At 69.3% G+C, this 19,129-nt stretch carries 17 protein-coding genes; 9 read left to right on the top strand and 8 right to left on the bottom strand.

Annotation, left to right across the window (positions count from 1 at the left end):
- Window positions 1-49: 49 nt before the first annotated feature.
- Window positions 50-352, top strand: a complete 303-nt coding sequence (locus DIE17_RS30655) for an XRE family transcriptional regulator (RefSeq protein WP_124921522.1) — start codon at window positions 50-52, stop codon at window positions 350-352.
- Between the two features lie 81 nt (window positions 353-433).
- On the opposite strand, the gene DIE17_RS30650 is transcribed toward DIE17_RS30655, so the two are convergent.
- Complete coding sequence (locus tag DIE17_RS30650) at window positions 434-3,487, bottom strand: FAD-binding and (Fe-S)-binding domain-containing protein (protein ID WP_124921521.1); 3,054 nt, start codon at window positions 3,485-3,487, stop codon at window positions 434-436.
- A 153-nt stretch (window positions 3,488-3,640) separates the two neighbouring features.
- Here DIE17_RS30650 and DIE17_RS30645 point away from each other — a divergent pair, with 153 nt between their 5' ends.
- On the top strand, window positions 3,641-4,531 hold the full coding sequence (locus tag DIE17_RS30645) for a LysR substrate-binding domain-containing protein (RefSeq protein WP_124571893.1): 891 nt from the start codon (window positions 3,641-3,643) through the stop codon (window positions 4,529-4,531).
- 24 nt (window positions 4,532-4,555) lie between these two features.
- Here DIE17_RS30645 and DIE17_RS30640 read toward each other — a convergent pair whose 3' ends face one another.
- Complete coding sequence (locus tag DIE17_RS30640; RefSeq protein WP_124530024.1) at window positions 4,556-5,404, bottom strand: LysR substrate-binding domain-containing protein; 849 nt, start codon at window positions 5,402-5,404, stop codon at window positions 4,556-4,558.
- Window positions 5,405-5,510: 106 nt separating this feature from the next.
- Between DIE17_RS30640 and DIE17_RS30635 the strand changes: the two genes are divergently transcribed.
- On the top strand, window positions 5,511-6,158 hold the full coding sequence (locus DIE17_RS30635; protein ID WP_124921520.1) for a LysE family translocator: 648 nt from the start codon (window positions 5,511-5,513) through the stop codon (window positions 6,156-6,158).
- 43 nt (window positions 6,159-6,201) lie between these two features.
- Here DIE17_RS30635 and DIE17_RS30630 read toward each other — a convergent pair whose 3' ends face one another.
- The 5 genes from DIE17_RS30630 to DIE17_RS30610 all read right to left on the bottom strand — a co-directional run bounded on the left by DIE17_RS30630 (window position 6,202) and on the right by DIE17_RS30610 (window position 11,339).
- A complete protein-coding gene (locus tag DIE17_RS30630; protein WP_124489320.1) occupies window positions 6,202-7,650 on the bottom strand; it encodes an APC family permease in 1,449 nt (482 codons plus the stop codon).
- Window positions 7,651-7,798: 148 nt separating this feature from the next.
- On the bottom strand, window positions 7,799-9,028 hold the full coding sequence (locus DIE17_RS30625; RefSeq protein WP_124523967.1) for an SfnB family sulfur acquisition oxidoreductase: 1,230 nt from the start codon (window positions 9,026-9,028) through the stop codon (window positions 7,799-7,801).
- A 184-nt stretch (window positions 9,029-9,212) separates the two neighbouring features.
- The gene (gene sfnG / locus DIE17_RS30620) at window positions 9,213-10,316 is read right to left on the bottom strand and encodes a dimethylsulfone monooxygenase SfnG (protein WP_124489322.1); all 1,104 of its coding nucleotides are present in this window, start codon (window positions 10,314-10,316) and stop codon (window positions 9,213-9,215) included.
- 36 nt (window positions 10,317-10,352) lie between these two features.
- A complete protein-coding gene (msuE, locus tag DIE17_RS30615; RefSeq protein ID WP_124489323.1) occupies window positions 10,353-10,913 on the bottom strand; it encodes an FMN reductase in 561 nt (186 codons plus the stop codon).
- A gap of 189 nt (window positions 10,914-11,102) precedes the next feature.
- Window positions 11,103-11,339: a hypothetical protein gene (locus DIE17_RS30610; protein ID WP_124523106.1), complete on the bottom strand. Its 237-nt coding sequence runs from the start codon at window positions 11,337-11,339 to the stop codon at window positions 11,103-11,105.
- Between the two features lie 88 nt (window positions 11,340-11,427).
- Between DIE17_RS30610 and DIE17_RS30605 the strand changes: the two genes are divergently transcribed.
- On the top strand, window positions 11,428-12,546 hold the full coding sequence (locus tag DIE17_RS30605) for a sigma-54-dependent Fis family transcriptional regulator (RefSeq protein WP_124921519.1): 1,119 nt from the start codon (window positions 11,428-11,430) through the stop codon (window positions 12,544-12,546).
- A 166-nt stretch (window positions 12,547-12,712) separates the two neighbouring features.
- On the opposite strand, the gene DIE17_RS30600 is transcribed toward DIE17_RS30605, so the two are convergent.
- Window positions 12,713-13,921, bottom strand: coding sequence for a collagen-like triple helix repeat-containing protein (locus DIE17_RS30600; protein ID WP_124523102.1), 1,209 nt, complete (start codon window positions 13,919-13,921; stop codon window positions 12,713-12,715).
- Window positions 13,922-13,945: 24 nt separating this feature from the next.
- On the opposite strand from DIE17_RS30600, the gene DIE17_RS30595 reads away from it, so the two are divergent.
- The 5 genes from DIE17_RS30595 to DIE17_RS30575 all read left to right on the top strand — a co-directional run bounded on the left by DIE17_RS30595 (window position 13,946) and on the right by DIE17_RS30575 (window position 19,127).
- Window positions 13,946-14,278, top strand: coding sequence for a hypothetical protein (locus tag DIE17_RS30595; RefSeq protein ID WP_124523100.1), 333 nt, complete (start codon window positions 13,946-13,948; stop codon window positions 14,276-14,278).
- On the top strand, window positions 14,275-15,984 hold the full coding sequence (locus DIE17_RS30590) for a dihydroxyacetone kinase family protein (RefSeq protein ID WP_124921518.1): 1,710 nt from the start codon (window positions 14,275-14,277) through the stop codon (window positions 15,982-15,984). The genes DIE17_RS30595 and DIE17_RS30590 overlap by 4 nt, the downstream gene beginning before the upstream one ends.
- Before the next feature lie 269 nt (window positions 15,985-16,253).
- Entirely contained in the window at window positions 16,254-16,733 is a 480-nt protein-coding gene (locus DIE17_RS30585) for a MarR family winged helix-turn-helix transcriptional regulator (protein ID WP_124921517.1), read from the top strand.
- Complete coding sequence (locus DIE17_RS30580) at window positions 16,730-18,880, top strand: FUSC family protein (protein WP_124921516.1); 2,151 nt, start codon at window positions 16,730-16,732, stop codon at window positions 18,878-18,880. Before DIE17_RS30585 ends, DIE17_RS30580 begins: the two co-directional genes overlap by 4 nt.
- 34 nt (window positions 18,881-18,914) lie before the next feature.
- Window positions 18,915-19,127, top strand: coding sequence for a DUF1656 domain-containing protein (locus DIE17_RS30575; RefSeq protein ID WP_044849171.1), 213 nt, complete (start codon window positions 18,915-18,917; stop codon window positions 19,125-19,127).
- Window positions 19,128-19,129 lie beyond the last annotated feature (2 nt).

Here is a 19,129-nt window from a genome sequence, read left to right as displayed (position 1 = left end):
GCGCCGGCGTCGCGCGGGGCCGATTCAAGTTTTGCGGAGACGAGGCGACATGTGTGCAATGGCGTATGCGGAATTTCAACGGGAGTTGAAGAAAGCGCAGTTGACGGCGCGCGAGTTCGCCCGGCTGATCCGGATGAACGAAAGTTCCATCACGAACTATTCGAGCAAGGGCACCGTCCCTTCCCACCTCGCGGTCATCGCGACACTCATCGGCGCGCTCGCCGCGCACGAGATCGATTTCCGGCACGTGATCGGCAAGACGGGCATCGAGCCGAAACGGCCGCGCGGCGTCGGCGCGTTTCCGGTCGCGGACAAGCCGCGCACGCGAAAGACCGCGAAAGCCGGCTCCTGAGCCGCAGCGGTCGGTAGCGGCATCGCCGGTGCCGCTCGACACCGTCACGCGCGCTGCCGCGCCGCGCTCGCGGCCCGCCCGTCACGCTGCCGCACGCACGTGCTCGAGCAGCGCCTGCAGCGGATGACGCACCTGCCGCGCGGACATGCGCTTCACCTGGCTGCGGCACGAATACCCGGTCGCCAGCGCTTCACCCTCCACGTCCGGCGCATCGACATGCGCGGCCCACGATTGCGCATAGATCGTGCGCGACGTCTGCAGGTTGCGCGCCTCGTGCCCGTAGGTCCCCGACATCCCGCAGCACCCTGCCGCCTGAACCGCCAGGCGCAACCCGCGACGCGCGAACACCTGCGCCCACTGCCTGCCGCTGTCGGGCGCGTTGGTCTTCTCGGTGCAATGCGGCAGCAGCCGGTACGCTGCCGATACGCCGTGCGCGCCCGCCCCGGCCTCCGGCATCGCATCCAGCAACCACTCCTGCGGCAGCGCGACCTTCGGCACGTCGGCGAGCCCCGTCACCTTCAGGTATTCCTGCCGATACGTGAGCGTCATCGCCGGATCGAGGCCGACGAGCGCGACACCCGAGCGCGCGAGCGCGGCCAGTTGCGTCGCATTGCGAATCGCCGCCTGCCCGAACGCGCGAAGAAAGCCCTGTACGTGCAGCGCCTTGCCGTTCGGCGCGAGCGGCGCGAGCCACACCTGGAAGCCGATACGCGCGGCCAGTTCGATCAGCGTCGCCAGTTGCTCGGTGTCGAAATAACGCGTGAACGTGTCCTGCACGATGACGACGCTGCGTGCGCGCTGCGCATCGCTCAACGCGGCGAGCGCCTGCGGCTCGGCCGGCCGCACCTTCCATTGCCGGATCACGGCCGCGAGGTCGAAGCGGCTCAGGAGCGGACTATCGACCATGCCGACGTGCCGCTCGAGCAGCGTGCGCACCCAGCCGGCGCGCATCAGGCCGTTGTACAGCGCGGGCACGCGCGCCATCCACGGCATCGTGAATTCGAGCGAGCCGATCAGGTAGTCGCGCAGCGGCCGCAAGTAGCGCTGGTGATACAGCTCGAGAAAGCGCGAGCGGAACTCGGGCACGTTGACCTTGACCGGGCACTGCCCCGCGCACGACTTGCACGCGAGGCAGCCGGCCATCGCGTCGTACACCTCGTGCGAAAAGTCGGCTTCGCCGTTGCGCGCCGCGCGGCTGTTGCGCCAGCGTTGCGCGAAACCGCGCAGGAACGGCTGCCGCGCGCGCGCCGCCGCGACGACGTCGACGCCGGCATGTCCTTGCAGACGCAACCATTCGCGCATCAGCGACGCGCGCCCCTTCGGCGACTGCACGCGTTCACGCGTCGCCTTCCACGACGGGCACATCGCGTCGTCCGGATCGAAGTTGTAGCACGCGCCGTTGCCGTTGCAGTGCATCGCCGTGCCGTAGCTCTGCCACACGCGCTCGTCGATCTGCCGGTCGTGATCGCCGCGCGTGGGCACCTCGTCGATCTTCAAGAGCCGCAGCGTCGGCGCCGGCGGCGTCGCGATCTTGCCCGGGTTGAACTGGTTGTGCGGATCGAACGCGGCCTTCAGCTGCTGCAGCGACGGATACAGCTCGCCGAAGAACGCCGGCGCATATTCGGAGCGCACGCCCTTGCCGTGCTCGCCCCATAGAAGGCCACCATGCCGCTGCGTGAGTTCGGCCACCGCGTCCGACACCGGCCGCACCAGCGCGGCCTGCTTCGGGTCCTTCATGTCGAGCGCCGGACGCACGTGCAGCACGCCCGCGTCGACGTGGCCGAACATCCCGTACTGCAGCCCGTGGCCGTCGAGCAGCGCGCGGAATTCGGCGATGTACGCGGCGAGATTCTCGGGCGGCACCGCGGTGTCCTCGACGAACGGCTGCGGGCGCGCCTCGCCCTGCACGTTACCGAGCAGGCCGACCGCGCGCTTGCGCATCGCGTACACGCGCTTCACCGCGTCGTCGCCGGTCGCGAGCGTGTGGCCGAGGCGCTCGACGCTCGTGTCGGTGCGCAAATGCTCGACGAACGCACGCACGCGCGCATCGACGTCGCCGGCGTCGTCGCCGCAGAATTCGATCAGGTTGATGCCGAGCGTCGGACGCGCATCGTCCTGCGGGAAATACTCGGCCACGCTGCTCCACACGAAGTCCTTCATCGCGAGCATCAGCACCTTCGAGTCGACCGTCTCGATCGACAACGGCTTGAGTTCGAGCAGCGCGCGCGCATCGCGCAGCGCGTCCATGAAGCCGGCGTAGCGCACGTTGACCAGCACCGAATACTTCGGGATCGGCAGCACGTTCAGCTTCGCCTCGACTACGAAACCGAGCGAGCCTTCGGCGCCGCACAGCACGCTGTTCAGGTTGAAGCGGCCGTCCGGTTCGCGCAGGTGCGCGAGATCGTAGCCGGTCAGGCAGCGATTGAGCTTCGGAAACTTCGCGTCGATCAGCGCGGCCTTGTCGTCGCTGATGCGGCGCGCGGTGCGATAGACCTTGCCGACCCGGTCCTGCCGTGCGCAGCGGCGTTCCAGTTCGTCGTCCGCGAGCGCGTCGCTGTGCAGCTGCTCGCCGCCCATCAGCACGAAGTCGAGCGCGAGCACGTGGTCGCGTGTCTTGCCGTACGTGCAGCTGCCCTGCCCGCTCGCGTCGGTGTTGATCATCCCGCCGACCGTCGCGCGGTTCGACGTCGACAGCTCGGGCGCGAAAAACAGGCCATGCGGCTTCAGCGCGGCGTTGAGCTGGTCCTTGACGACGCCCGCCTGCACGCGCACCCAGCGCTCGCCGGCGTTGATCTCCAGGATCCGGTTCAGGTTGCGCGACAGGTCCACGACCACGCCGTCGGTCAGCGACTGCCCGTTGGTGCCCGTGCCGCCGCCGCGCGCCGCCACCGCGACGTCGCGGTGCGCGGGTTCGGCGAGCAGGCGCGCGAGCAGCCGCACGTCGTCCGCATGCGCGGGACAGATCACCGCCTGCGGCAGGCGCTGGTAGATCGAGTTGTCGGTCGCCTGCACGGTCCGGTTCGCATGGTCCGCGCGGATTTCGCCGGCGAATCCGGCCGCCTGGAGGGCGGCGAGAAAGTCGCGGTAACGAGCCTCGGGCGGGCTGGCGGGACGGGGCAACGGAGCGATCGGCATGGGATGAAAGCGCAATGTGGAGGGAGCCGGTGCGCGGCCTCGATCGAAAACATGAGTTTTGAGCAAGATTCCACGCAGCCCGGAAATCCAGTATCGTGCGAATCAGCGCGAGAAACAAACGAATTCTCCCCCGGCAAAACTTGCATAAAACTCATGAATTACCGTCGCCTGACCCCGTCCATGTCGCTGCTGCTGGTGTTCGAGGCCGCCGCGCGCCACGAAAGCTACACGCGTGCGGCCGACGAGCTGTCGCTGAGCCAGAGCGCGATCAGCCGGCAGGTCCAGACGCTCGAGGATCAGCTCGGCGTGCCGCTGTTCCGGCGTGAAGGCCGCTCCGTGAAGCTGACGGACGTCGGGCGGCGCTACTTCGTCGAGCTGAGCGGCGCGCTCGGGCGCATCCGCGGCGCGACGCTGCAGGCGATGTCGCACCAGGCCGGCGCCGGCACGCTGCGGCTCGCGACCTTGCCGACCTTCGGCTCGAAATGGCTGCTGCCGCACCTGCACGATTTCTATGCCGCGCATCCGGGCGTGACCGTGCACCTGCATTCGCGGATCGGCGGCATCGACTTCCATACCGACGATCTCGACGCGGCCATCACCGTCGGCGCGGGCGACTGGCCCGGCCTGCACGCGCACCGGCTGTACAACGAGTTCCTGATCGCGATCGCGAGCCCCGAGTCAGCCGCGCGCCGCAAGGCGGCTCCGCGTGCGCCGGCATGGGCGGCCGGGCAGACGCTGCTGGGCGTGACGAGCAATCAGCACGCGTGGGCCGAATGGTTCTCGCATTTCGGGCTCGATCATCGCGAGATGCGCATCGGTCCCAGTTTCGAGCTGACGTCGCACCTGATCCAGGCCGTGCGGGCGGGAATGGGGATCGGCCTCGTGCCGAAGGTGCTGGTGGAAGACGAGCTGAGCCGCAACGAGCTCGTGTCGATCGGCGACGCGATCACCAGCCAGCGCAGCTACTACCTCGTGTATCCGCCGGAAAACGACACACTGCCGTCGCTGGTCGCGTTTCGGGAATGGCTGCTGAAATCGTGCTGACGTGCAGGCAGCCGCGCGGCGCGCTCACGCGCGCCATTCGTCGAGAATCTGTTCGGCGAGGTAGTCGCACAGCGGGCGCGCCGATTGCGCGCTGCGCGCGAGCACGACCTCGACCGCGTCGAGCGGCGGCAGCCCTTCGTTCTGCGACAGCCGGACGAGATGCGCGGGAATGCTGCAGCGCGCGAGCGGCGCGATCGCGAGGCCGGCCTCGACCATGCTGAGCAAGCCGAGGAAGCTCGGGCTTTCGTATGACATCCGGAACGGAATCTTCTGCCGGTTCAGCGCCTTGAGCGCGTGATCGCGCGCCATGCTGCCGTGCGTGAAGAGCGCGACCGGCAGCGGCCGCTCTTCCCATACGTTCCGTTTCGCCGAGCCGGTCCACACGATCGGCTCGCGCCGCACCAGCTCGCCGGTCACGCCCTTGATGCGCGTGAGGCAGGCAAGATCGATGGTGTTGTCCTTCAGCATCGGCACCAGCGCGCTGCTCGGCTGGCCGATCACGCGCACTTCGACGCGCGGATGCATCGCGGCGAACTTGCCGAGCACCTGCGGCAGCAGCGACGAGATGTAGTCGTCCGGCACGCCGATCGTCACGCGCCCGCGGATCTCCGGCCGCACGACCGACGCCCACGCCTCGTCGCGCAGCGCCAGCATCCGGCGGCCGTATTCGGCGAGCATGCGGCCGTCGTCGGTGGCCGTGACGTTGCGCGTGTCGCGGATGAACAGCGGCTTGCCGAGTGCATCCTCCAGCGCCTTGATCTGCATGCTCACCGCCGACGGCGACCGGTGCACCGCCTGCGCGCCCTGCGCGAACGAGCCGGACTCCGTCACGGCCACCACCATCGCCAGCACATCGAGGTCGAGCTTTTTCATGTCATTCAGAAAATCTGATCAATCGATTCAGTTTATCCCGTTTTACTGTCCTCCTCCAACGCCGGACAATGGACGTCATCGACATTCATCGCGGGAAACTGTAACCATGCATACCTCCGGCTCGCTCTACGGATTCCTGGTCATCGGCGGCATGCTCGCGATCACGCCGGGGCCGAACATGGTCTACGTGATGTCGCGCTCGATCGCGCAAGGGCGCACCGCCGGGATGATTTCGCTGGCGGGCGTGACGGTGGGCTATCTGTTCTACATGTTCGGCGCCGCGTTCGGGATCACGACGCTGTTCCTGAGCGTGCCGTACGCGGGCACCGTGCTCGGCGTGGTGGGCGCCGCATATCTGCTCTACCTCGCGTGGCAGGCCGTCCGGCCCGGCGGCCGTTCACCGTTCGAGGTGAAGACGCTGCCGAACGAGCAGCCGCTGCGGCTGCTCGCAATGGGCGCGACGACCAGCGTGCTGAATCCGAAGCTCGCGATGCTGTTCGTGTCGCTGCTGCCGCAGTTCATCGATTACCGGCAAGGCAGCGTGTTCGGCCAGTCGCTCTTTCTCGGCTCATTGCTGATCGCGGCGTTCGTGTCGGCGAACGGACTGGTCGCGATCGGCTCGAGCCGCATCGCGACGTTCCTGCACGGGCGGCCGGCGCTGCTGCTCGCGCAACGCTGGGCGATGGGCGCGGTGCTCGGCGGCCTCGGCGTGCAGATGCTCGTCGAGGCGTCGAGCATGGCGGGTGCGGCGTGACGGCCGCGACGCACGTATCGAGGTACATCGCGCCGCCGCGCGTTCACTTCGTCAGCAATTCGGCCTCCAGGTCGCGCAGTTGCTCCGGAAACCGCACGCGCAGCACCACGAACCACGCGAGCCCGACCGCCAGCAACGCGACGAACACGTATGGCAGCCATGCATAGACGCCGTCCGGCACCGGATACACGCTGCCGGCGAGCGGAATCGCGAGCAGCACGACCGCGACGACGCTGATCGCGACGTGCCGCGCGCGAAGCCTGCGTTGCCGACGCAGATAGAGCGGCGCACCGATCGCGACCAGCACGTAGGCGAGCAGCCAGCCGTAGGTGGCGATCGAGCTGAGATAGCCGTACGAATCGAGCAGCGCCGTGCCGCGTGCGGTCAGCACCAGCGCCGTCGCCAGCGCGAGCACCGCGATCAGCGCGACCGCGACGTGCGGCGTCGCGTTCGTCTCGTGCGCGCGCCCGGTCGACGCATGCAGCACGCCCTGTCGCCCGAACGTATAGACGATGCGCGCCGCCGCGTTGATCGACGAGAAGAACGCCGCGAAGAAGCTGAGCGCCACCCCTGCGTCGATCAGCACCCCGACCCACCCGGCGCCCAGCCGATGCGCGAGCACCGCGAGCGGCCCGTCGACGCGATCGAGCGGCGGCGTCTGCCCGTGGAACGCGCCGACCATCCCGTACGCGCCCACCACGAACAGCAGCGCCGGCCCGACCACGCTGATCAGCACCGCACGCGGAATCGCGCGGAACGGGTCGCGCGCCTCGGCGCCGAGCACGGTCGCGCTCTCGAACCCGGTGAAGCTGAAGAACGCCAGCACCATCCCGAGCTGCAGCTGCGTCGGCTTCACGCCTTCGAGCGTGAGCTGCGCGCGATCGACGGGATGACCGCCGAATGCGATCGTTCCGATCACGACGGCGGCGATCAGCAGCAGCGTCGCGAGCTCGACGAACAGCGTGAAGCGCGTGGACAGCCGGATGTCGCGAAACGCGATGTACCACGCGGCAAACGCGGTGACGACCGTGAGGCCGAGCACCGTGCCGAGCGGCGTGGCGCCGCCGAGCAGCCCCGTTTCGCGGCCGAGCACGAGAAACGTGTTGATCGTGCCCTGCAGGATGCCCGCCGCGGCCACCGCATAGGCGATCAGCAGCGACCAGCCGCAGATGGCGCCCCAGGTCGGCCCGATGCCGGCCGACACGTATGCATACAGCGCGCCCGGCGACGCCGAATCGCGCGCGAACACCGAGATGCTCCACGACGAGAACAGCAGCGCGACGATCGCGAACAGGTACGCGAGCCAGGTGCCGTTGCCGGCCGTCGCGAACACGGCGGGAATCAGCACGCCGATACCGCCCGACACGCCGACGAGGCCGATCGACTGCGCGATCAGCTCGGGCAGGCTCAGGTAATTGCGCCGCAGGCCGCCTGCCTGCGGCGCGGTGCCCGGCGCGGGCAGCGCCTGCGCGGGTGTGGCTGGATGGCTCATCGATTCACCTTGTCATGTTTGAGGCGGCGCGGCGTGTGCCGCGTCCGTGGCATCGCCTCGACGCGGGCCGCTGCGTGCGCCCGTACGAAAATGCGCATCGCGGCGCGCATCGGAACGACGTCACGGCAACGACGCCGGCTCGGGTTCGTCAGTTCCACGAATGGCGCGCGGGCTTCGCGCCGTTGAGGTAGTAGTTGCCGATCGCGTGGTATTTCCAGCGCACGGGATCGTGCAGCGTATGCACGCGCGCGTTGCGCCAGTGGCGGTCGAAGTTGTATTTCGCGAGCGTGGACTTGCTGCCGCCCAGTTCGAACAGCTTGCTCGCCGCGAGCAGCGATACCTCGGTCGTCGCGATCTTCGCCTCGCCGACGGCGATCGCGGCCTGCGCGACCGTGTCCTCGTCAGGCTCGCGCTTCGCGACGTCGACGAAGCGCCCCGCGCGCGCGAGCAGCGCTTCGGCCGCATGCACGCGGTACGCGATGTCGCCGATCTGCGCGATCGTCAGCGGGTCCTCGCTTGCGCGCTCGACACCGCTGTCGATCCAGGGCCGCGCATGCTGCTGCACGAATGCGATCGTGTCCTGCAGCGCGGCGCGCGCGATGCCGAGATCGATCGCGGCCGTCGTGATCTGCGCGAACGGGCCCGCGAAGGTCGGGCGATCGTACGAACGCTGCGTGTGGAAGATCTCGAACGCGCTCACGCGCACGTTCTCGGCGATCACCGTGCCGCTCGCGGTGGTGCGCTGGCCGAAGCCGCTCCAGTCGTCGACCACGGTAAGCCCCGGCGCGCCCTGCCGCACGAATGCAAGTACCGCCTGGTCCGCCTCGTCGAGGGCCAGCACCGGAATCCAATGCGCGAACAGCGTACCGGTCGAGTAGAACTTGCGGCCGTTCAGCACGAATCCGTCGCCGTCGCGGCGCACGCGGGTCCGGATGTCGAGCACGTTCTTGCCGCCCGCTTCCGAAAACGCGTTGCCGTAGCGCGCGCCCTTCAGCACGAGATCGAAGAAGAAGCGTTTTTGCGCATCGTTGCCTTCGAGACGAATATCCTCGATCAGGCAGTAGTGATTCTGCGGAATCTGCCCGATCGACGGGTCCGCCTGCGAGACGATCGCAATCACTTCCGCGAGCGTGACGTTCGACACTTCCGCGCCGCCGTATTCGCGCGGCACGGTGATCCCCCACAGTCCGCTCGACGAGAACAACTCGATTTCGTCGTACGGCAGCTTCCGTTCGCGATCGCGCAGCGCCGCATGTTCGGCGAGTCGCGCCGCGACCTGATGCGCGACGTCGAGCGCTTCGGCATCGGAGCCGATGACGGGAACCGGCGCAGCGTCTGCTTGCGGCCGCGTGTGTTCTTGGATGATTTCCGTGGACATGGAGTTTCCGGCAAAAATCTGCATGGATCGACGGCGCCGCGCAGGCATCCGTCGACCGCCTGTTTCGATAGGGGAAGCGTCAGTCACCTGCGATGCTCCTCGCAGGCAGTCCGTTCGCCCGCCCGGTGTGCGGCCTGCGTCAGCGTCTCAGCGTCTCAGCGCCTCAGCGCGCAGGCGCCGCGCATCACGCGGCAACCGCCTGCCGCTGCGCTTCCAGTTCGCGCACGAGCGGCAGCACGCGCTTGCCGAAGTACTCGACTTCCTCGATGAAATGCAGGAACCCGGCGAGCACGAGATCGACGCCGATCGCCTTCAGCGCGACGATCCGCTCGGCGATCTGCTGCGGCGTGCCGATCAGGTTCGTGCGGAAGCCGTCGTTGTACTGCACGAGATCCTCGAACGTCGATTTCGCCCAGTTGCCCTCGCCTTCCGGCGACGCCTTGCCGGCCTCCTTCACCGCATCGCCGAACGCATTCACCGCCTCGACATGCGCGTGCCGGATGATGTCGTCGAGCACGGCCTTCGCCTCTTCCTCGGTGTCGCGCGCGATCACGAACGCGTTGACGCCGATCCGCACGCGATGGTTGTTCGCGGCGGCCTTCGCGCGGATGTCGTCGATCTGCGCCTTCAGGTTCTCCGGTGTATTGCCGTTCGTGAAGTACCAGTCCGACACGCTGGCCGCGTTGTCGCGTGCCGCGCGCGAGCTGCCGCCCTGGAAGATCTCCGGGTGCGGTTTCTGCACGGGCTTCGGGCTCAGCGTGTAGTCGTTGAAGCGGTAGAAGTCGCCCTTGAACGTGAAATTGTCCTGCGTCCAGATGCCCTTGAGTGCCTGGATGAATTCCTTCGAGCGCCGATAGCGTTCGTCGTGCTCGAGCCACGGCTCGCCGATCGCGGTGAACTCGCCCTTGAACCAGCCGCTCACCACGTTGATCGCAATGCGTCCGTTCGAAATGTGGTCGATCGTGGCAAGCTGCTTCGCGACCACGGCCGGATGCCACGGCCCCGGCAGGATCGCCGCGAGCACTTTGAGCTTCGTCGTCGCGTGCAGCAGCGCCTGGCTGAACGACACCGACTCGTGCTGGTATTCGGCGCCGTAGCCGGCCGTGAAGCGGATCTGGCTCAACGCGTAGTCGAAGCCGGCCGCTTCGGCCGTGCGAGCGAGTTTCTGGTTGTATTCGAGGCTCCAGTCGGTACGCTGCTCGATCGTGCTGACGACGAGGCCGCCGCTGACGTTCGGCACCCAGTATGCGAATTTGACGCCGTCGTCCGAAGGTTCTTGAATGCTCATGAGAAGTCCTGATCGAATGGAAAAACGAGAGACGGGCTACGCGGCCACGGCGGCAAGCGCGCGCGGACGCAGCTGCGGCACCGCGCGCTCGACCGCGAGCGCGATGCGTGCGCGCAGTGCGGGGTTCGCGATCTCGTAGCGGTCGAAATCGCTTTCGGCCGCATACACGCCGATCGGCAGCGTGCGCGCCTGGAAGAAGCTGAAGAGCGGCCGCAGCTGATGGTCGATCACGAGCGCATGCCGCTCGCTGCCGCCGGTGGCCGCGAGCAGCACCGGCACATCGACCAGCGACTCGTGATGCACGAGGTCGAACAGGTGCTTGAAGAGGCCGGTGTACGACGCGCGATACACCGGGCTCGCGACGACGAGCGCATCGGCCGTCTCGATCGCGCGGATCAGCGCGTCGAGATCGGGCGGTACCTGCGCGCGCTTCAGCGCGCCGGCCAGCCGGCTGCCGATTTCGCCGAGTTCGATCGACCGTGCGTAGATCGGCACGGCATCGCCGAGCGCGCTGACGATCGCGTTCGTCAGCGCCAGCGTGCGTGACGGCCGCTGCAGGCCGCCCGAGATGGCGACGACGTTGAGAGTATTGCTCATGCCATGCGTTCCCGTTGTCGAGCTGCGCGTTGCCGCGCCGATACCGTGTCGGGTCCGCAAGGAGCGTGCCATTGTCGACGCAGGCGCGATCGCGTCGATCCTCTGCATCACGAAATATCGTCCGAGCGCCCGCCTGGCATGGCTTCCGCAGCCATATGACCGGCCGCGGCAAGCGTTCCGGAAATCACGTCACATCGATATTCCGCACGGCGATGAACCGGCGGAAACAGCCGTGCTGATGCGCTGCTGCTCAATCAGCAGTGCCGCGCGCTCCAGCCGTCCGATCGCAACGCCCTGCGCGCGTCGTGCCGAGCGCAATGCCGTCGAATCCGCTGTCACGGCAGCACGTTCCCGCGCCGTTGCATCCTGCGCAGCAATCCCGCTTTCGTTATCAGAAATCGATGTTTCCCGTGCGGCGCAAAACACTGAACACTCTGCTGACCAGGCAGCAACCGGACCGCGGCGCCCGTCGGCGCGGGTCCGGCCCGTTCGATCGACTTACGCCTTCATCGCCATGACTTCACTGTTTGCCACGCCACGTCCGGTCAATCTTCGTGTCGTCACCGCGCAGCCGGACGAATCGCATAGCGCGCCCGCTCCCGCCCGTCCGGCGCACCACGCACCGGCCCGCCCACGTACGCACGTCTTCGTCGATCCACGTTCGCTCGCGCTACTCGAGCGCGTGCGGTGCGTCGCGCCGAGCGACGCGAACGTGCTGATCGTCGGCGAAACCGGCACCGGCAAGGAGCTGATCGCGCGCCACGTGCACGACGTCAGCCATCGCGGCGGCGGGCCGTTCGTCGCCGTGAATTGCGGCGCGCTCTCCGACACGCTCGTCGACAGCGAACTGTTCGGTCACGAGAAAGGCGCATTCACGGGAGCGGCCGGCACGAAGCCGGGCTGGTTCGAGGCCGCGAACGGCGGCACGCTGTTTCTCGACGAGATCGGCGACCTGCCGCTATCGATGCAGGTCAAGCTGCTGCGTGTATTGCAGGAACGCGAGGTCGTGCGGCTCGGCTCGCGCACGGGCATCCCGATCGACGTGCGCGTGGTGGCCGCGACCAACGTCGACCTGCAGCAGGCGGTGGCGGACGGACGGTTTCGCGGCGACCTGTTCTACCGGCTCAACGTCGTGCGGCTCGACGTGCCATCGCTGCGCGAACGGCCCGGCGACATCCTGCCGCTCGCGCGCCACTTCTTCGACGCATACCGCGGCCGCCTCGGCCACGGGCCGCGCAGCATCGATCCGCGCGCGGCACGCTGCCTCGAAGCGCATTCGTGGCCCGGCAATATCCGCGAACTGGAGAACGTGATGCATCACGCGCTGCTGGTGAGCCGTCACGATGCACTGCAGGACACCGACCTGAACCTGGCATCGTCGTGCGTGCCGGTCACGGCCGCGGGGGAAGCGGCGAGCCGGGTGCCTGCCCGGGAAGCGCTCGAGCTGGCGCTGTGCGCGCTGTTCGACGAGGCGCACGAGAACCTGTTCGAGTATATCGAGGACACCGTGATGCGGGTCGCGTTCGACTTCAGTCACCGCAACCAGATCCAGGCCGCGCGCCTGCTCGGCATCAGCCGCAATGTGCTGCGCGCGCGCTTGATTCGCGCGAAGGCGATCGCGGCAGCCAAGTAGGCGCGATCGCGCGGCGGCACGCGGCGCCGCGCGTCAGGTGCTGCGGGTGACGGCCGCGTCGGCGCGTCGCGCATCGTCGACGGCGTAGCTCGGCGAATACGATGCGGCGCGGGGTCCCGCAGCGGCGAGCCGCGCGTCGTCCGGCCGCTCGCCGCGCGGTACGCCGCTATTTCCCGACGCCGCCCGTCACACCGCCGAGCAACGACGTCACGGGCGCGAGCGGATTCGCCGCGGCACCGGCGCCGCCCGCGCCACTATCGACCACACCGGTGACCGTCGACACGAGATTGGTCACCGGAGCAAGCGGACTCGCCGCGCCGGCACCGGCCGCGCTGCCGAGCGCACCGGTCAGCGACCCGAGCGGCGTCGAGCCGGCCCCCGACAGCAAGCCGCCGAGCGGGCCGGACGCGCTCGAACCGCCCGGCGCGCCGTTCGACGGACCGTTCTGCACGGTGGTGATGGAAGCGCCCGCGAGACTCACGATCAGGCCGGGAATCGGCGCGACGCCGTTCGGGCCGTTGGCGTTCACGAGTCCACCTGCGTTCGTGACGGTATTGCCGAGCGCGCCGACGACTTCGCCCACCGCCCCGACCGCCGGTTGCGACGAAACGGAGCCCATCCGCCCCCCTGTCGTCGCCAGCACGCCGCCGACCTGCCCGAGCAGGCCGGCCACCGGCTGCCCGAGGCCCGTGGTCGCGCCGATCTGCTGCGTCGCCTGGCCGGCCGTGATGACGAGCGGCGTGACGGCCGAGCTGAGCGGCTGCGTGACCTGCTGCACGGCGCCCGACGCCAGCGTCGCGCCGACCGTCTTGCCCGCCGTGCCGAGGCCGCCGGCCACGGTGTCGAGCGCCGCGCCGACGGGGGTGGTCACCGGCGCGAGCGGCGCCAGCGGCCCCGAGCCGAGCGCGCGGACGGTCTGCGCGAGGCCCGCGACCGGATTCGCCGTTGCGCCGACCACGTCGCCGAGGCCGGCAACCGTCGTGCCGACCGGATCGGACGTCGAGCCGATCCTGCCGAGCCCGTCGCTGAGCGCATTGGTCGCGGCGCGCGAAATCGTGCTGACGCTCGAGATCGTGTCGCCTGCGCTGCGCGTCACGGCGTTGCCGAGTACCGGCAACGACGCCGCGCTGACGGTCGAGCCGACGCCGACCGCGAGCGCGCCGGCGGTACTCACGACGCCGCGCGTGCCGGGGGCGCCGCTGGTGCCCCAGCCTCCGTCCGGCGTGTTGCTGCCGGGCGCGTCGCCCGCGATGGTTGCGCCACTGGTGCTCGCGGCGGCGCTCGACGGCGCGGCGACGTCGTTGCCGCCGCAGGCGGCCAGCACGCCGGCGGCGGCGAGCAACGCCGCGGACGTGACAATGCGGGTGCGATACATGGTGGTCTCCTCGCGGTCCGGGCGATGGAAGGTTCGATTGAGGACCGGAGGAAGAAACAGCATTTTCCATGCCATTGGTGCGAGCGCACGGGCATTCCCGCCGCCGTGCCGGCGCCCGCGGGCCCGGACAAGCGCCTGCACGCGATCGCGATCGATGCGTTTCATGCCCATGAGCGGCGCTGGTATCGTTACATTCGTGCTACGAATGCTTCGATGTTACGTAACGCTAAGCGCGGCGCATTGCATTCGGCGCGCGCCGCCTGCCATTCACCGCCTACCATCCACAGTACGCAGCCCCGGCGGCACCGCACGCGTGCCGCCGGGCTGCGCCCCATCGTCAGGAAACCGTCGCCATGAAAAAGCTCGTGAACCACCCGTCCGACGTCGTGCGCGAAATGCTCGAAGGCATCGCGCGGCAGTCGCCGCATGTCGCGATCCTCGGCGACGAGCAGGTGCTCGTCCGCCAGCCGCTGCCCGAGCCGTCGCGGCGCCCCGTCGCGATCCTGTCCGGCGGCGGCAGCGGTCACGAGCCCGCGCACGGCGGCTACGTCGGCGAAGGGATGCTGAGCGCGGCCGTTTGCGGCGAAGTGTTCACGTCGCCGCCGACCGATGCCGTGCTCGCCGCGATCCGCGCGAGCGCCGGCCCGAACGGCGCGTTGCTCGTCGTGAAGAACTACACAGGCGACCGCCTCAATTTCGGGCTGGCCGCCGAACTCGCGCGCGCCGACGGCATTCCGGTGGAGACGGTGATCGTCGCCGACGACGTGTCGCTGCGCGGCCGCGTCGAGCGCGGGCAGCGGCGCGGGATCGCCGGCACCGTGCTGATCCACAAGCTGGCGGGCGCGGCGGCCGCGCGCGGGCTGCCGCTTGTCCGCGTCGCGGCGATCGCACGCGACGCGGCCGCCGACCTCGGCACGATGGGCGTCGCGCTCGACGGCTGCACGATCCCCGGCGCCGACAAGTCGGGCTTCAGCCTCGCCGAACACGAGATCGAGCTCGGCCTCGGCATCCATGGCGAGAAAGGCGTCGAACGCACCGCGCCGATGCCGGCCGACGCGCTCGTCGAGACGCTGCTGTCGAGTATCGTCACCGACCTCGTGCTCGATCGCGGCGAACGCGTCGCATTGTTCGTCAACGGTCTCGGCGCGACCCCGGACATGGAACTGGCGATCGTGCTGCGCGCCGCGTACGACAACCTGAGCCGGCGCGGTATCACCGTCGCGCGCGCATGGGCCGGCACGTTCCTGTCCGCGCTGGACATGCCCGGCTGCTCGATCTCGCTGCTGCGCTTGAACGACGAGCGGATCGCCCTGCTCGACGCGCCGACGCAGGCGCGCGCATGGCCCGGCGGCGGCGCCGTCAACGCGCAGATTCGCGTGGCCGCGGCCGCCGCGCACGACGAGCCGCTGCCGCCGCTCGATGCGGCCGGTCATGCGTGGGCCGCCCGGCTGCAGCCGGCGCTGCGTGCGGTCGCGCAGGCGTTGATCGACCACGAGGCGACCCTGACGGAACTCGACACGGCCGCCGGCGACGGCGATCTCGGCGCGAGCATGCGGCGCGCCGCGCAGGCGATCCTCGCGTTGCCTGACGCCGCGCACGGCTCGCCGGCCGGCACGCTCGCGGCGCTCGGCGCCGCATTGCGCCGCGCGATCGCCGGCAGTTCGGGACCGTTCTACGCGACCGCGCTGCTGCGCGCGTCGCGGCGCCTCGCCGCGGCGGCCGATACCGCCGAGCCGTCGGCACGCGACTGGGCCGCGGCGTTGCGCAGCGCAGCCGATGCAATCGCCGAACTGGGCGGCGCACGCGCCGGCGACCGGACGATGCTCGACGCGCTGCTGCCCGCCGCCGATGCGTTCGACCACGCACTCGACCATGACCGCGACCCCGCGAGCGCATGGGCGGCCGCCGTGGACGCCGCGCAACGCGGCGCGCAGCAGACGGCCGGCATGACACCCCGTGCGGGACGGGCGAGCTATCTCGGCGAACGCGCGATCGGCACGCCGGACGGCGGCGCGGTGGCGGTCGCGTACTGGCTGCGCGCGTTGCTGCCGTACGTGCGGTAGACGGGGATCCGGGCGACGCGTCGGCCTCGCGAGCCGGCGTTCGCCGGGCGCGATCTCCCGGTCGGACCAGACGGCGCGATCCGGTCGATCCATCGGCTTGCCGCGCGGCATCACGGCGCACCGCGCGCTTGCGACCTTACAGGTTGACCCGCTCTCGGCCGGACGCCCGAATTGCGCATTGCAGGTCGGCGCCCCGGCATGCGGCATGACACCCGGGTGACAAAACCGATAGTTTGCTATCGAATGTTTTTGCTCCTATCATCTCGCCCATGACCAATCTGCACGACCTCCGCCTCGCCGTCAGCAGCCTGCTGGTGCTCACCGCGCGCAAGTGGCGCCGCACGAGCGACGGCGTGCTGACCGCGTACAACGTATCCGAAGCCTGCGCGACGCCGCTGCTGATCGCCGGCCGCCTCGGCGAAGGCGTGCGCCAGGGTACGCTCGCCGAACACGTCGGCATCGAGGGGCCGTCGCTCGTGCGTCTGCTCGACCAGCTGTGCGCGGCCGGCCTCGCACGCCGCGACGAGGATCCGCACGACCGCCGCGCGAAGACGATCTCGCTGACGGCCGCCGGCCGCGCGGTCACCGCGAAGATGGAAGAAGACCTGCGCGTGCTCCGCGCCCGGGTGCTCAAGGGCGTCACGCGCGCCGATCTCGAAGCCACGCTGCGCGTGCTGAACGCGTTCAACGCGGCCGATGCGCAGCATCCGGCGTCGCGTGCGTCCCACCCAGCCGATTCCGCGTCATGACCTATCCGAGCCTTCGCGACTGGCTGTTCTCGGGCAAGACGTTCGCCGCGTCGATGCTGGCGCTGTACCTCGGCCTGTATTTCCAGCTGCCGCGCCCTTACTGGGCGATGGCGAGCGTCTACATCGTGTCGAACCCGTTCGTCGGCGCGACGCGCTCGAAGGCGCTTTATCGCGCGCTCGGCACCGCGCTCGGCGCGGCCGCCGCGATCCTGTTCGTGCCGCCGTTCGTCGAGACGCCGTTCCTGTTCAGCGTCATCGTCGCGACATGGTGCGGCACGCTGCTCTATCTCGCCATCTCCGACCGCACCGCGCGTAGCTACGTGTTCATGCTGGCCGGCTACACGATGCCGCTGGTCGCGCTGCCGACGGTGACCGATCCGTCGACGATCTTCGACGTCGCGATCGCGCGGACCGAGGAAATCGTGCTCGGCATCGTGTGCGCGAGCGTGGTCGGCAGCGCCGTGTTCCCGAACCGGCTCGCGCCGACGCTGATCGAGCGCACCGACGCATGGTTCAAGGACGCCGCGTTCTACGGCCGCGAGACGTTGTCCGGGCATATCGCGGGCAAGGCGCTGTCCGCGTGCCGGCAACGCCTCGCCGCGACCATCACCGGCCTCGAATTCCTGCTGAGCCAGCTGAGCTACGACCATGCGCACCCGCGCGTGCTCGCCCGCGCGCAGGCGCTCGCCGGCCGGATGCAGCTGTTCCTGCCGCTGATGTCGTCGCTCGCCGATCCGCTGATCGCGCTGATGCGCGACCTGCACGTGCGGCCGCCGGCGCTCGACGCGCTGCTCGCCGACGCAGCGAAGTGGTTCGACGCGCCGTTGCCGGCCGTGAAGGCCGGCAGCGACGGCGACATGGCGCACGACCCGGTCGCGGACGACCTGCGCGAACGCATCGCCGCGCTGCAGCCGGCCGACGGCGCGCTGGCGAGCTGGGACGGCGCGCTGCTGTCGAACGCGCTGTGGCGGCTGCGCCAGGTCATCGACATCTGGCAGGACTGCCGCTCGCTGCGCGCGCTGATCGCGAACGAGTCGGGCGTCTGGCAGCCGCGCTACCGGCACTGGCGGCTCGGCGGCACCGAACGCTTCTTCGATCGCGGGATGATGCTGTTCTCGACGCTGACCGTCGTGCTCGCGATCGTGTTCGCGTGCTCGCTGTGGATCTCGTCCGGCTGGCACGACGGTGCCGCGGCCGTCACGCTCGTGGCCGTGTCGTGCAGCTTCTTCGCCGCGCTCGACGAACCGGCGCCGCTGGTGTTCAAGTTCTTCCTGTCGACGGCCGCGAGCGTCGTGTTCGCCGGGCTGTACCTGTTCGTCGTGCTGCCGCACGTGCACGACTTCCCGATGCTCGTGCTGATGTTCGCGGGGCCGTTCATCCTGATCGGCACGCTGCTGCCGCGCCCGCAATTCAACATGGTGACGATGCTCGTCGCGGTGAACACCGCCACCTTCATCAGCATCCAGAGCGCATACGACGCCGACTTCTTCGTGTTCCTGAACAGCAACCTCGCGGGTGTCGCCGGGCTGCTGTTCGCGTACGTATGGACGCGCGCGACGCGGCCGTTCGGCGCGGAGCTCGCGGTGCGGCGCCTGCTGCGCTCGGGCTGGGAGGACGTCGCGCGCTCCGCGTCGACGCAGCCGCTCGACGACCAGCGCAACCATGCGTCGCGCATGCTCGATCGCGTCACGCAGTTGCTGCCGCGCCTCGGCGCGTCGGACGACCACCGCCATCCGTCGATCGAGAGCTTCCGCGACCTGCGCATCGCGCTGAACGCGCTCGACCTGCGCCGCTCGCGCCGCAAGCTGACGGGCGACGTGCCCGATGCGATCGACCGAGTGCTCGCCGGCGTCAACGATCACTACACGCGCTGCGCGGCCGCGAATGCACGCCAGCCTGCACCGCCCGCGCTGCTCGCATCGATCGACGACGCGCTGCAGCGCGTGGCCGGGCGCAACCTGCCCGGCACTTCCGTCGCGCCGGCGGACGGCGGCACGACGCCCGGCGCGCCCGCGGCGCCGGTCACGCCCGCGACGCACCGCCGGCTGCGCGATACGCTGCACGCGCTCGTCGGCCTGCGCCTGTCGCTGTACCCGGCCGCATCCGCGCAGCCGCCGCAAACCGCACCGGACGGAGCACACGCATGATCCCGCTTTCCAACCCGTCTTTCCGACCGCGACCATGATCGGCGAAATCGACATCTTCGGCGTATTCGTGCCGGCTCCGCTCGTGCTGATGCTGATCGCCTACCTGATCAACATCGTCGTGCGCGCGCTGCTCGAACGCGTCGGCTTTTACCGCCTCGTCTGGCACCGTTCGATCTTCGACCTCGGCATCTACGTGTTCGTGCTTGCCGCGGTCGTCATCGTGTCTCACCATCTCGTGGCTAGCTAACC

The organism is Burkholderia sp. Bp9099 (genome assembly GCF_003857805.1).
GTDB lineage: Bacteria > Pseudomonadota > Gammaproteobacteria > Burkholderiales > Burkholderiaceae > Burkholderia.
The sequence above is the reverse complement of the archived record's forward strand: the minus strand, read 5'-3'. Positions and strand labels throughout refer to the sequence as shown.

What these genes read in the sequence shown, in the direction of transcription:
- DIE17_RS30655 (WP_124921522.1), top strand. Translation starts at nt 50, where the DNA reads ATGTGTGCAATGGCGTATGCGGAATTTCAACGGGAGTTGAAGAAAGCG.
- DIE17_RS30650 (WP_124921521.1), bottom strand. Translation starts at nt 3,487, where the DNA reads ATGCCGATCGCTCCGTTGCCCCGTCCCGCCAGCCCGCCCGAGGCTCGT.
- DIE17_RS30645 (WP_124571893.1), top strand. Translation starts at nt 3,641, where the DNA reads ATGAATTACCGTCGCCTGACCCCGTCCATGTCGCTGCTGCTGGTGTTC.
- DIE17_RS30640 (WP_124530024.1), bottom strand. Translation starts at nt 5,404, where the DNA reads ATGAAAAAGCTCGACCTCGATGTGCTGGCGATGGTGGTGGCCGTGACG.
- DIE17_RS30635 (WP_124921520.1), top strand. Translation starts at nt 5,511, where the DNA reads ATGCATACCTCCGGCTCGCTCTACGGATTCCTGGTCATCGGCGGCATG.
- DIE17_RS30630 (WP_124489320.1), bottom strand. Translation starts at nt 7,650, where the DNA reads ATGAGCCATCCAGCCACACCCGCGCAGGCGCTGCCCGCGCCGGGCACC.
- DIE17_RS30625 (WP_124523967.1), bottom strand. Translation starts at nt 9,028, where the DNA reads ATGTCCACGGAAATCATCCAAGAACACACGCGGCCGCAAGCAGACGCT.
- sfnG (WP_124489322.1), bottom strand. Translation starts at nt 10,316, where the DNA reads ATGAGCATTCAAGAACCTTCGGACGACGGCGTCAAATTCGCATACTGG.
- msuE (WP_124489323.1), bottom strand. Translation starts at nt 10,913, where the DNA reads ATGAGCAATACTCTCAACGTCGTCGCCATCTCGGGCGGCCTGCAGCGG.
- DIE17_RS30605 (WP_124921519.1), top strand. Translation starts at nt 11,428, where the DNA reads ATGACTTCACTGTTTGCCACGCCACGTCCGGTCAATCTTCGTGTCGTC.
- DIE17_RS30600 (WP_124523102.1), bottom strand. Translation starts at nt 13,921, where the DNA reads ATGTATCGCACCCGCATTGTCACGTCCGCGGCGTTGCTCGCCGCCGCC.
- DIE17_RS30595 (WP_124523100.1), top strand. Translation starts at nt 13,946, where the DNA reads ATGGAAGGTTCGATTGAGGACCGGAGGAAGAAACAGCATTTTCCATGC.
- DIE17_RS30590 (WP_124921518.1), top strand. Translation starts at nt 14,275, where the DNA reads ATGAAAAAGCTCGTGAACCACCCGTCCGACGTCGTGCGCGAAATGCTC.
- DIE17_RS30585 (WP_124921517.1), top strand. Translation starts at nt 16,254, where the DNA reads ATGACCAATCTGCACGACCTCCGCCTCGCCGTCAGCAGCCTGCTGGTG.
- DIE17_RS30580 (WP_124921516.1), top strand. Translation starts at nt 16,730, where the DNA reads ATGACCTATCCGAGCCTTCGCGACTGGCTGTTCTCGGGCAAGACGTTC.
- DIE17_RS30575 (WP_044849171.1), top strand. Translation starts at nt 18,915, where the DNA reads ATGATCGGCGAAATCGACATCTTCGGCGTATTCGTGCCGGCTCCGCTC.